This window comes from Verrucomicrobiia bacterium, from assembly GCA_035765895.1.
In the GTDB taxonomy this organism is placed as follows: Bacteria; Verrucomicrobiota; Verrucomicrobiia; order Limisphaerales; family DSYF01; genus DSYF01.
Genome location: DASTWL010000023.1, coordinates 19,166 through 29,758, shown reverse-complemented (window position 1 = coordinate 29,758; position 10,593 = coordinate 19,166). Strand labels below are relative to the sequence as shown.

10 protein-coding genes are annotated in these 10,593 nt (G+C 64.8%); 5 read left to right on the top strand and 5 right to left on the bottom strand.

All coding sequences use genetic code 11. From position 1 onward, the window contains the following. Positions 1 to 19: 19 nt before the first annotated feature. The 3 genes from VFV96_04940 to VFV96_04930 all read right to left on the bottom strand — a co-directional run bounded on the left by VFV96_04940 (position 20) and on the right by VFV96_04930 (position 1,640). Positions 20 to 475 carry a hypothetical protein gene (locus VFV96_04940; GenBank protein ID HEU5069747.1) on the bottom strand — a complete coding sequence of 152 codons (456 nt, stop codon included), beginning with the start codon at positions 473 to 475 and terminating at the stop codon, positions 20 to 22. Positions 476 to 603: 128 nt separating this feature from the next. Continuing rightward, entirely contained in the window at positions 604 to 1,074 is a 471-nt protein-coding gene (locus tag VFV96_04935; GenBank protein ID HEU5069746.1) for a response regulator, read from the bottom strand. Further along, entirely contained in the window at positions 1,071 to 1,640 is a 570-nt protein-coding gene (locus VFV96_04930; GenBank protein HEU5069745.1) for a response regulator, read from the bottom strand. Before VFV96_04930 ends, VFV96_04935 begins: the two co-directional genes overlap by 4 nt. 205 nt (positions 1,641 to 1,845) lie before the next feature. Between VFV96_04930 and VFV96_04925 the strand changes: the two genes are divergently transcribed. From VFV96_04925 to VFV96_04905, 5 genes are all read left to right on the top strand, one after another. Then, on the top strand, positions 1,846 to 3,186 hold the full coding sequence (locus VFV96_04925; GenBank protein ID HEU5069744.1) for an ATP-binding protein: 1,341 nt from the start codon (positions 1,846 to 1,848) through the stop codon (positions 3,184 to 3,186). Next, positions 3,183 to 4,622 (top strand): sigma-54 dependent transcriptional regulator, encoded by a 1,440-nt coding sequence (locus VFV96_04920; GenBank protein ID HEU5069743.1) that lies wholly within the window; start codon positions 3,183 to 3,185, stop codon positions 4,620 to 4,622. Before VFV96_04925 ends, VFV96_04920 begins: the two co-directional genes overlap by 4 nt. 103 nt (positions 4,623 to 4,725) lie before the next feature. Next, positions 4,726 to 5,487: a carboxypeptidase regulatory-like domain-containing protein gene (locus tag VFV96_04915; protein HEU5069742.1), complete on the top strand. Its 762-nt coding sequence runs from the start codon at positions 4,726 to 4,728 to the stop codon at positions 5,485 to 5,487. Between the two features lie 125 nt (positions 5,488 to 5,612). Beyond that, positions 5,613 to 6,482: an ADP-polyphosphate phosphotransferase gene (locus VFV96_04910; protein ID HEU5069741.1), complete on the top strand. Its 870-nt coding sequence runs from the start codon at positions 5,613 to 5,615 to the stop codon at positions 6,480 to 6,482. A 15-nt stretch (positions 6,483 to 6,497) separates the two neighbouring features. Then, positions 6,498 to 7,754, top strand: a complete 1,257-nt coding sequence (locus tag VFV96_04905) for an SLC13 family permease (protein HEU5069740.1) — start codon at positions 6,498 to 6,500, stop codon at positions 7,752 to 7,754. Positions 7,755 to 7,779: 25 nt separating this feature from the next. On the opposite strand, the gene VFV96_04900 is transcribed toward VFV96_04905, so the two are convergent. Further along, positions 7,780 to 9,351: a DHA2 family efflux MFS transporter permease subunit gene (locus VFV96_04900; GenBank protein HEU5069739.1), complete on the bottom strand. Its 1,572-nt coding sequence runs from the start codon at positions 9,349 to 9,351 to the stop codon at positions 7,780 to 7,782. 1 nt (position 9,352) lies between these two features. Continuing rightward, the gene (locus VFV96_04895) at positions 9,353 to 10,588 is read right to left on the bottom strand and encodes an HlyD family secretion protein (GenBank protein HEU5069738.1); all 1,236 of its coding nucleotides are present in this window, start codon (positions 10,586 to 10,588) and stop codon (positions 9,353 to 9,355) included. Positions 10,589 to 10,593: the final 5 nt, after the last annotated feature.

Here is a 10,593-nt window from a genome sequence, read left to right as displayed (position 1 = left end):
GGAACGACCTGCGCGCGCTTCAAACCACGGACGGTTGGCGGTAGTCGTTGGCGCAAAGAAAAGCGAGCCCGTGCGCTTGGGCAAACTGACGGAGTTTCTCGACGCCGGGCGTCGCGGGTTGATCATCGGCATGACGGCACCACGCCGCCACGGCGGCATCCGGCACCGTGCGGTTCACCGCCCATTCACCCAGCCACTCCATGAGCCAGGCCGGTGGCTCCTCAATCGCCTTGGCGGAGAGCATGATCAAATCGGCGTTCTGCGCTTGTTTCAACGCCTGGGCGGCCACGGGCTTTTCCTGCATTACGTCGAAGCGCCACAAGTCGGACTCCCACGTGGCGGAGGACTCGGTGCGGGCCGCCGCCCGCGTCAGCAGGTGGTGCGCGGACGAACCGGATTCGGCGTCGCCGTAGAGCAGCACGGTCTTCCACGGTTCGGTGGCGGGCGCCGATTTGGCCTCGGGGTTTTGGTTCATGGTGCGCACGTGGTTGTTTCCCTTCGCCACAACCTATCACACGTCGGGTGACATTGCGCCAGCGGCGGCGGACGTTTTTCGCAACTGGCGGACGCCGGGCGGCACGCGGGTCGGCTGCGGCATCCGGGTCACGCGGGATGGGTTACGGGCTGATAGTAAATGTCTTCGCGCTGGCCGGTCATGCGCTCCAAGCGGCGCCGGTCGGATTCGGCCAGCACCTGGCGGACGGTTTTGAGAAGCGTTTCAAAATCGAGCGGCTTTTCGAGCAGCGCGCTCACGCCGGCGTTGATGGCATTGAGCAACTGATTCGGGCGCGCCGTGATGATCACCACGGCCAGAAAAGGATCCGCCGTGGTGAGCCGTTCGAATGTGTCCCAGCCGCTCTGGCCCGGCAGGTTCAAGTCCAGCAGGGCGGCATCCACCGCATCCGCGGCCGCCATGGCCACGGCCTCGGCGCCGTTGGCAGCCGTCAGCACGCGATAGCCCTCCTGCGCCAGCACGCGGCCCACCATTTCGCGCACGGCGGGTTCGTCGTCCACGAGCAAAAGCGTTTTTCCGTGGGCGGCGGCGAGGGTTTGGGCCCTGGCTTTGGCGTTCATGTGGCGGGTTGCGGTTGGCGTGGGCTGTCGGCCGGCCTCAGCAGGACGGTTTTGAACTCCGGATTCGTGAGGCGCTGGGTGCGTTCGGCCTCGGTTTCGGCCATCAGGTTGCGGATGGTTTCGAGCAGCAACGGCAGGTTCAGCGGTTTTTCCATCAACGCATCGACGCCCAGTTCGACGGCGTTGGTCAGTTGATGCGGCCGCGCGGTGATGACGATGACGGGCACCAGCGGATCCTCATGGCACATCTGGCCGAAGGTCTTCCAGCCGTCGCCATCCGGCATGTTCAAATCCAGCAACACCAGATCGGGAGCGCTGGCGGAAAACCGCTGGGCGGCTTCACGGCCGTTGCGGGCAAAGGTGACCACATAATGCTCGGACTCCAGCACGCGCCCCACCATTTCGCGCACGCCCGGATCATCATCGGCCAGCAGAATGCGTTTCGTGGCCGTGGCGGTGAGCCGTCGCGACGTGTCGTCCGGTGCGCTGCGCCACTCGCGGGCGGTCCCTTCGCGGGGCGGGCGGCTTCCGTGGGTTTGTTCCATCAAGAGGTCATTCGCTTTCATGGTTTCGCGTGTTTGGTTTGGGGCGGCCCGGCGGGCCGCTGTGGACTGTGTTTAGCGGGACGCGTGCCAGCCGGCCGGAGGCGCGGAAGCCGCGGGTTTCACCGGCTTTTGCGGCGCAAACCGAACGTCCCGGCCGTCCGGGTGTCTAGTCAGTATGCTGCGGCGGCAAGCAACTGAGCTCTCACCCAGTGACGCGACGGTCAAGATGCGGTTCCTGATTCTCGTCGCGGGGATTGCGTTGATGGGACTTGCGGTTGGCGGACTGACATTTGCATCCCAGGGCCGCGCCGCGAAGTTGCGCGGGCAACTGGGCCAGGTGGATTCCGAGAGTTTCCGCATCGCCGCCGAGTTTGCGGATTACGTCCGCGAGCTGAACATGTCCCTTTACCGTTACGGCGCCGGTCATGACGCCGCCGACTTGCGGTGGTTCGACAAGACCAGTCATGAGCTTGACCGGTGGATTGACCAGCAGAAGCCGAAGCTGCTGACGACCGCGGAACAATCGCTCATGCAGCAAATCGACACCGCCTACGACAAGTATCTCGCCGTGGCCCGCGTGCTGGTGACGCGGTTGGAGTCGCTCGGCCAGCAAAGCGCCACGCTGGCCGAATACGCCGGGCTCATGCGCGAATCGGACCACCTCTCGCAACTGGGGCAGGCGCTCGCGCAGGCGCATTACCAGTCCCGCAGCGGGCTGGTCCGGCAGGCGAACGAGACCATCGGCCAGTTGCACACCCTGGTGCTGGTGTCGCTCGGCGGCTTGTTTCTGTTGGGCGCCATTCTCGCCTTCGGCGTTTACCGCCACCTGATCGCGCCCCTGCGCCTGAAACTGGTGGAGAGCCAGTCGCTGCTGGAACGCCGCGAAAAACTTGCCTCCCTCGGCCTGCTGGCGGCGGGCGTGGCCCACGAAATCCGCAACCCGCTGACGGCCATCAAGGCGGCGTTGTTCATCCAGCAAAAACAGTTCCCGCCGGGTTCGCGTGAACATGCCGACAGCCAGCTCGTCGAGCGGGAGATTCTGCGGCTCGAACGCATCGTCAACGAGTTCCTTCAGTTTGCGCGCCCCACCGAACCGCGGCGGACGGAGGTCGATGCGGTGGCGCTCCTGCGGGAAGTTGGGACGCTGCTGACGCCGCAACTGGCGCGGCACAACATCCAGTTGACCGTGGCCGACACGCCCGCCCTCCGGGTCCAGGCTGACGCCGCGCAGATCAAGCAGGTTTTGATCAACCTCATTCAAAACGCCGCGGATGCCATCGGGGAGAATGGCGCGGTCCGGCTCACGATCCGGGCCACGCGCAAACGCCTGGGCGGGCGCGAGCAGGCCGCGGCGGTCCTCGAAGTTTCGGACAACGGCAAAGGCATGTCGCCGGAAGTGCAGCAACGCTTGTTTGACCCGTTCTTCACCACCAAGGAAACCGGCACGGGCCTCGGCCTGTCGATCGCCGCGGGCATCATCGAAAAACACGGCGGCGCGCTTCAATATCAGAGCTGGCCCGGTCGCGGCACCACGTTCGGCATCATCCTGCCCCAAGCCACCGCATGACGCCCACGCGCATTCTGCTCATCGAAGACGACGCCGGCATCACGGACACGTTGAGCCGCCTGCTGGCTGGCGAGGGCTGCGAACTGGTCGTGGAGCGGCGCGGCGACGCCGGACTGGCGCGCGCGCAGGCGGAGGCGTTCGATGTGCTGGTGACCGATTTGAAGGTGCCCGGCACGAACGGGCTGGAGATCGTGCGCCAGTTGCACGCCGTCCAGCCCCGGCTGCCGATCATTCTGGCCACGGCCTTTGGCACCACCGACACCGCCATCGAGGCGATGAAGTGGGGCGCCTACGATTACCTGCTCAAACCCTTCGACCCGCCGCGCCTGCTGGAATTGATCCGCAAGGCGGCTGACAGTCACCGGCGCCTGTCGGAGCCCGTGGCGTTGGGTGAACCGGCCGCCCGGCGCGAGGCGCTGGTCGGGCGCAGCCCGGCGATGCAGGACATCTACAAGGAAATCGGCCGCGTCGCCGCGCGGCCGGTGGATGTGCTCATTCGCGGCGAGACCGGCACGGGCAAGGAACTCATCGCCCGCGCCCTGTATCAACACAGCGACCGCGCGCCCGCGCCGTTCATCACCATCAACTGCGCAGCCATCCCGGAGACGCTGCTCGAGAGCGAATTGTTCGGGCACGAGCGCGGGGCGTTCACGGGCGCCGACGCGCGGCGGATTGGCCGGTTTGAACAGGCCGGCGGCGGCACGATTTTTTTGGACGAGATTGGCGACATGACGTTGGGCACGCAGGTGAAATTGCTCCGCGTGCTGCAGGAACGCACGCTGCGGCGGCTGGGCGGGAAGGAAATCATTCCGGTGGATGTCCGCGTCATTGCCGCCACGCATCGCGATTTGGAGGCCGCGATGGCAGCGGGCACATTCCGGCAGGATTTGTTCTACCGCCTCAACGTCGTCGTGCTCACGCTGCCGGCCTTGCGGCACCGGCGTGAGGACATCCCGGAACTGGTCCGCTACTTTCTGGCCCGTCACGGGCCGGCCCTCGGCACGGCCGCCCCCTCGATTCACCCCGAAGCGATGACCTGTCTGCAACAGCAAAACTGGCCCGGCAACGTGCGCGAACTGGAAAACGTCGTGCGCAAGGTGCTGCTGGCGGCGCAGGGCTACACCATTTCGCCGGACCATGTGCGGGCCACGCTTGCCGCCAACACCGGCGGGCCGGCGCTGCTCAAGCCATCCCTCGGCGAATGGCTGGACCAGATTCTCGACGCCGCGCAGCGGGGCGAATCGACCGGCGTGCATGCGCAGGTGACCGCGGCGGTGGAACGGGAGCTGTTCGCCCGGGCCATCCAGCGGGCGGGCGGCAACCAGGCCCGCGCGGCGCGCTGGCTCGGCGTCACGCGCATCACGATGCACGCCAAACTGGTGCAATTTGGGCTGCATCCCGCCACCGGACGCGCGCCCGGCCCCGACGGAATTTGAGCGTTTCGCGCGGGCCGGCTGTCCAACTCCCACAGCGTTCGCGCCGGGCGTCGGCGGCTGGACGGTTTTGATGACGCCAACAACCAAACGCAAAGGAAGCCACATGAAACCAAGGATGATTCCGCTCAATTCGAACTATCGTCGCTCGTTGCCGCCGCTGGCCGCGATGCTCTTCGCCGCAGGCGGCCTGCTGCTCGGCCTGTCCGCGGCGCGGGCGGCGGACATTTACGGCACGATTACTTTCAAAGGCACACCGCCCAAGGAAATCGACATCGCGCCCCTGAAGAACGATCCAAATTGCGGCAAGCTGCATGCTGAAATGCCGACCACGCACTTTTACGCGGTCGGGCCGCAGGGTGGGCTGGCGGACGTCGTGGTGGGCCTGGCCGATGTTCACGGCAAATCCACCGGGGCCGGAGCCGCGCCTTTGGTGATCGATCAGAAAGGGTGCGAGTATGATCCTTACATTGCGGCGTGTCAGACCGGACAAAAAATCCTCGTCCGCAATTCGGATCCCGTTTTGCACAACGTGCACGTCACGCCCACCGCGTCGGACAATCCGGAGGAAAACCAGGCGCAGATGCCCAACTCGGGCGATTTGAGTTTTTCCTTCAAGGCGCCGGAGGAGTTTGTGCGCTTCAAGTGCGACGTGCACCCGTGGATGTTTGCCTACGTGAGCGTCTTCGACCATCCGTGGTTTACCGTGAGCGCGAAGGATGGCACGTTTCGCATTCACAATGTTCCGCCCGGCGAATACACGCTGGAAGCCGCGCATCGCAAGGCCGGCAAGCAGACCCAAAAGATCGTGGTCAAGGACCAGGACGTGAAGGTGGATTTCACGTTTGAGGCCAAGCCGGGCAGTTGAATCCGGCAAAATTTGCGCCGCGGCCGGGCGGCGGTTGTGGGCTGGTGTCGGGCGGACGATTGCGGTAACGTGACGGCGCAGCAAACCTAGAACCCGTCACACGCGCCGGCCACCTGGATTCGCCCATGAAAATCGACATCAAACCTTTCCGCGTCCGCGCCGGCCAGAAGGTGCGGCTCGACCAGTGGGCCACCCACGTCAAACCGTTCTACAAAACCAGGCATGACGCGGAGAAGTTGCTCGCCGCGCACACGGAGCGGATGAGCGCCCGGCAGAACATGCTTTACGCCGACGACCGGTATGCGCTGTTGCTGATTTTTCAAGCCATGGACGCCGCCGGCAAGGACGGGGCGATCAAGCACGTCATGTCCGGCGTCAATCCGCAGGGGTGCCAGGTGTTCAGCTTCAAGCATCCCAGCGCGCAGGAGCTCGATCACGATTTTCTCTGGCGCACGAACCGCTGCCTGCCCGAGCGGGGCCGCATTGGCATCTTCAACCGCTCCTACTACGAGGAGGTGCTCATCGTTCGTGTGCACCCGGAAATTCTCGCGGCGCAAAACCTGCCCGCCGAGACGCTGCGCGACGACGGCCTTTGGAAACACCGCTTCCGCTCGATCAACGACCTGGAAAAACATCTGCACCGCAACGGCACCCGCGTGGTGAAGTTTTTCCTCCACCTGTCCAAGGGCGAGCAGCGCAAACGCTTTCTGGACCGCATCGACGACCCGGACAAGAACTGGAAGTTCAGCCGGGCCGATCTGGAGGAGCGCAAGCTTTGGAAAAAATATATGACGGCCTACGAGGATTGTCTCCGCGCCACGAGCACGCGGCACGCGCCGTGGTATGTGGTGCCGGCGGATGACAAGCCCAACGCGCGGCTCATCATTTCTCAAATCATCGTGGACACGCTCGATGAGCTGAAGCTGCGTTATCCCAAGGTTCCGCCCGAACGGCGCAAGGAACTTCAGGAGATTCGCAAGCTGCTCGCGCATTGAACCCCGCCGCGCGCCATGCTTGCGGACGCTGCCCAGCCCTTGATGGAACGGCCCGCCGTGCTGGTCATTTTCGGGCTGACCTATCTCGGCATCGCCGTCGGGCACGTGCCCGGCTTGAAGCTGGACCGCACCGGCATCGCGATGCTTGGCGCGATTGCCATGATGGTGTTCGGCGGGTTCCCCACGGCAGACATCATCGGCTTCATCAACTGGCCCACCATTCTGCTGCTCTTCGGCTTTTTCGTCCTGTCCGCGCAACTGCGGCTCTCGGGCTTTTTTGACGTCGTGGCGGGGCGGATTGCCGCGCAGTTGGGCAGCCCGGCCCGGTTTCTGTTGGTGCTCATGCTGGCGACCGCCGGGCTCTCCGCCTTTTTGAATCATGACATCGTGTGCTTTGTTTTCGCGCCGGTCGTGGCGGTGGCCCTGCAACGGCGCGCGCTGAATCCCGTCCCGTTTCTGATTGCGCTGGCGGTGGCCAGCAACATTGGCGCGGCGGCGACGCTGGTCGGCAATCCGCAGGACATGATGATTGGGCAGATCGCCGGCCTGAACTTCGGGCGATACGCCCTGTGGTGCCTGGTGCCGGTCGGGTTCAGCCTGGCCGCCGCTTACGGCATCATCTGGCGGCTTTCCCGCAACCAGCTCACAACCGCTCCCGCCGTGACCGGCGCGGCGGCCGCGATGACGGCGCATCCGTTTGACCGGCCGCACACCCTCAAGGGGCTGGTCATCCTGACCCTGGTGATTGGATTGTTTTTTACGCCGTTGCCGAAGGAGATTGTCGCGCTGACCGCGGCGGCCATTCATCTGGCCAGCCCCAAGTTTCGCACGGCCGAACTGCTGGGCTTGGTGGACTGGCCCATCCTGGTCCTGTTCATGGGGCTTTTCGTGGTCACCGGCGCGCTGCAATCCACCGGCTACGGCGAAACGGCGGTGAACTGGCTGGCGCACGGCGGGCTGCATCTCGAATCGCCAGGCACCCTGGCCGTCGCCACGGCGGTGCTGTCCAACCTCATCAACAACTCGGCGGCGGTGATGTTGCTGCTCAAGGTGGCGCACGTGACCCAGCCGCCCGCGGCCTATGTGCTGGCGCTGGCCAACAGCTTTGGCGGCAGCCTGTTCATCGTCGGCAGTGTGTCGAACATCATCGTCGTGCAACAGGCCCGCCAAATGGGAATCCACATTTCGTTTCGGGATTTCGCCCGGCTGGGCGTGCCCGTAACGGCGGCAGCGCTGGCGGGATTGTTGACTTGGGTTTGGATGGTCGGCTGACGCAAAGCAAGCGTGCGGTCGGGGCTCAATGGGCGTCGATGCGTTTCCCTGACTGCACGCGCTTCAACAGGAAGGTGGTGGGTATCACCAGCAGACAAATCACGCCAAACAGCCGGAAGTTGTAAACGAACGCCCACAACTTTGCCTGGGCCAGCACCTCCTGATACAGCAGGCCGAGCGCGTGCGGGCCGGCATTCGCAGCGCCCACGGCCGGCGTGATGGCGTGGGTCACGGCCGTCAGTTGGTCGTTGAACACCGGATCGTAGGGCGTGGTGTGCGCGGTCAGCGAAACTTGGCGGACTTGCGCCACCCGGGAGAGCAGGGTGGTAACCATGGCGATGCCAAAGCTGCCGCCCAGGTTGCGCATCAGGTTGTAAACCCCCGTGGCGTTGCCCATCTGCTCCTGCGGCAGATTGCCCATCGCCACGGTTGTGAGCGGGACGAAGACGAAACTCACCGCCACGCCGCTCAGCACGATGGGCATGACGACGTTGGGCAGGGCCACCTGCAGATTGATGCAGCCCAGCCAGAAGGAGGACAGGGCCAGCAGCGTGAAGCCGGTCAGCAGCAGCCAGCGTTTGCGCACCTTGTCCACCAGTCGGCCCACCAAAATGGTGGTGAAAAACGCCGCGATGCCGCGCGGCGTGAGGGCCAGACCGCTTTGGAGCGCGGGATAACCCATCAGCGTCTGGAGAAAAATCGGCAGCGCCGCCGTGGTGCCGTAGAGCACGCCGCCCAGCATCGTGATCATCATCAGGCCGACGGCGAAGTTGCGGTTTTTCAGCACGCGCAAATCGACGACCGGTTCGCGCACGCGGAATTCCCAGACGATGAACGCCAGGAATGCCAGCACTGACAGCACGCCGCACCAGCGGATCCACCCGGCGGAAAACCAGTCGTCCTGCTCGCCCCGGTCGAGGATGACCTGCAGCGTGCTCAGCCAGATGGCGAGAAACGCGAACCCGAGAAAGTCAATGCGCCCGGCGCGGGCCTGTTTGATGTAGGGCGGATCTTCGATGAGCTTTTCCGCCATCAGCGAGGCAAAGATGCCCACGGGCACGTTGATGTAAAAAATCCAGCGCCAGGAATAGTTGTCGGTGATCCAGCCGCCGAGCGTTGGTCCGAGAATGGGCGCCACGATGACGCCCATGCCGAACGCGGCCATGGCCGCTCCGCGTTTGTTGGGCGGAAAACTTTCCAGCAAAATCGCCTGGGAAATCGGCACCATGGCGCCGCCGCCGATGCCCTGCAACACGCGCGCGAGAATCAGGAAGTCCAGGCTCGTCGCCATGCCACACAGCACGGACGCGAGCGTGAACAGCGTGATGCACCCCAGGAACAGCCGTTTACGCCCGAAGAAGCGTCCCAGCCAGCCGGCCATTGGCAGGATGATCGCGTTGGACACGAGATAGCTCGTCAGCACCCACGTGGATTCCTCGGCGGTGACGGACAGGTTGCCCGCGATGTGCGGCAGTGAAACGTTCGCCACGGAAGTGTCGAGCACTTCCATGAACGTCGCGGACACGACCGCCGCGGCAATCAGCCAGGGACTGTGCCGGGGCCGCCATTCCGCTGCGCCTGGGGCCGGAGTTGCCATCTCAGGGGTTCGTTTTTTCTTCGCGGTCGGGCAGGGCCTTGATGCCGAGCCAGGTGCCGAGGGCCGCGAGGACGACAGCCGCCATGGCCAGCAGCGCTTCCGGCGGGGCAAAATCGCGGGTCCGCACGGACGGCACGACGGACATGCCCGGCCCCAGCGTGCGTGTGCGGTCGGGGGCGTCGTCGAACAGGATTTTCACCGGCACGCGCTGGACTACTTTCACAAAATTGCCCACCGCATTTTCCGGCGGCAACAGGCTGAACCGCGCGCCGCTGCCGGCCTGCACGCTGTCCACATGGCCGCGCAACGCCTGCTCCGGGTAGGCGTCCACATGAATTTTTACCGGCATTCCCGGGCGGATGTGGTCCAGCTGGGTCTCCTTGAAATTGGCGATCACCCAGACGTTGGAAGGCACGATGGCCAGCAGCTTCTGGCCGGCCTGGACGTATTCGCCTTCCTGCACCGACTTGCGCGTCACGGCGCCGTTGGTGGGGGCGTAAATGCGCGTGTAGGAGAGGTCGAGGTTCGCCGATTTCACCTCCGTCTGCGCCTCGGCGATTTGGGATTGCACCATTTCGAGCGCGGCCACCACCGCGTCCAATTGCGCGCGGGCCTCGTTCACCTTGGATTCATCGCTCCTCGCCTTGTCGCGGTCGGCGGCGGCAGTCGCGGCCGTGGTCAGCGCCGTGGCGCGAATCTGGTCGTATTCCTGCTGGGAGAGCACCTTCTGTTCGCGCAACGTTTCCGCGCGCTTCAAATCGGCGTCGGCCTTGTCCGCGGTGGCCTGCGACGCCGCTGCCTCGGACGCCGATTGTTTGGCGGTGGCCTCCGCCGTGGCGAGCTTGGCCTGCATCACTTGATAGGCGGCTTCGGCGCTCTTCTTGTTGCTCTGCGCGACGGACAGCGATGCCTGCTTGCGGGCGAGGGCGGTTTCATAGTCGCGCGCGTCAATGTCCACGAGCGGATCGCCGGCATTGACCCATTGATTGTCCCGCACGTGCACGGCGGCCACGATGCCGGCCACTTTGGGGGAAATGCCCACCACGCCGGTCTCGATGAACGCGTCATCGGTGTCTTCATGCGTGAAGGCGGCCACCAGATAACGGAGGCCAAAGAAGAACAGCACGGCGAGGCCAACGCCCACGGCAATGGCCAGGACAAGGCGACGTCGGCTGCCGGCCGGCGGGGTTGATTCCGCGGCGGCGGGCGTGGAAAGGTTGGGGACAGGTTCGGGCATAATCA

What these genes read in the sequence shown, in the direction of transcription:
- VFV96_04940 (HEU5069747.1), bottom strand. Translation starts at nt 475, where the DNA reads ATGAACCAAAACCCCGAGGCCAAATCGGCGCCCGCCACCGAACCGTGG.
- VFV96_04935 (HEU5069746.1), bottom strand. Translation starts at nt 1,074, where the DNA reads ATGAACGCCAAAGCCAGGGCCCAAACCCTCGCCGCCGCCCACGGAAAA.
- VFV96_04930 (HEU5069745.1), bottom strand. Translation starts at nt 1,640, where the DNA reads ATGAAAGCGAATGACCTCTTGATGGAACAAACCCACGGAAGCCGCCCG.
- VFV96_04925 (HEU5069744.1), top strand. Translation starts at nt 1,846, where the DNA reads ATGCGGTTCCTGATTCTCGTCGCGGGGATTGCGTTGATGGGACTTGCG.
- VFV96_04920 (HEU5069743.1), top strand. Translation starts at nt 3,183, where the DNA reads ATGACGCCCACGCGCATTCTGCTCATCGAAGACGACGCCGGCATCACG.
- VFV96_04915 (HEU5069742.1), top strand. Translation starts at nt 4,726, where the DNA reads ATGAAACCAAGGATGATTCCGCTCAATTCGAACTATCGTCGCTCGTTG.
- VFV96_04910 (HEU5069741.1), top strand. Translation starts at nt 5,613, where the DNA reads ATGAAAATCGACATCAAACCTTTCCGCGTCCGCGCCGGCCAGAAGGTG.
- VFV96_04905 (HEU5069740.1), top strand. Translation starts at nt 6,498, where the DNA reads ATGCTTGCGGACGCTGCCCAGCCCTTGATGGAACGGCCCGCCGTGCTG.
- VFV96_04900 (HEU5069739.1), bottom strand. Translation starts at nt 9,351, where the DNA reads ATGGCAACTCCGGCCCCAGGCGCAGCGGAATGGCGGCCCCGGCACAGT.
- VFV96_04895 (HEU5069738.1), bottom strand. Translation starts at nt 10,588, where the DNA reads ATGCCCGAACCTGTCCCCAACCTTTCCACGCCCGCCGCCGCGGAATCA.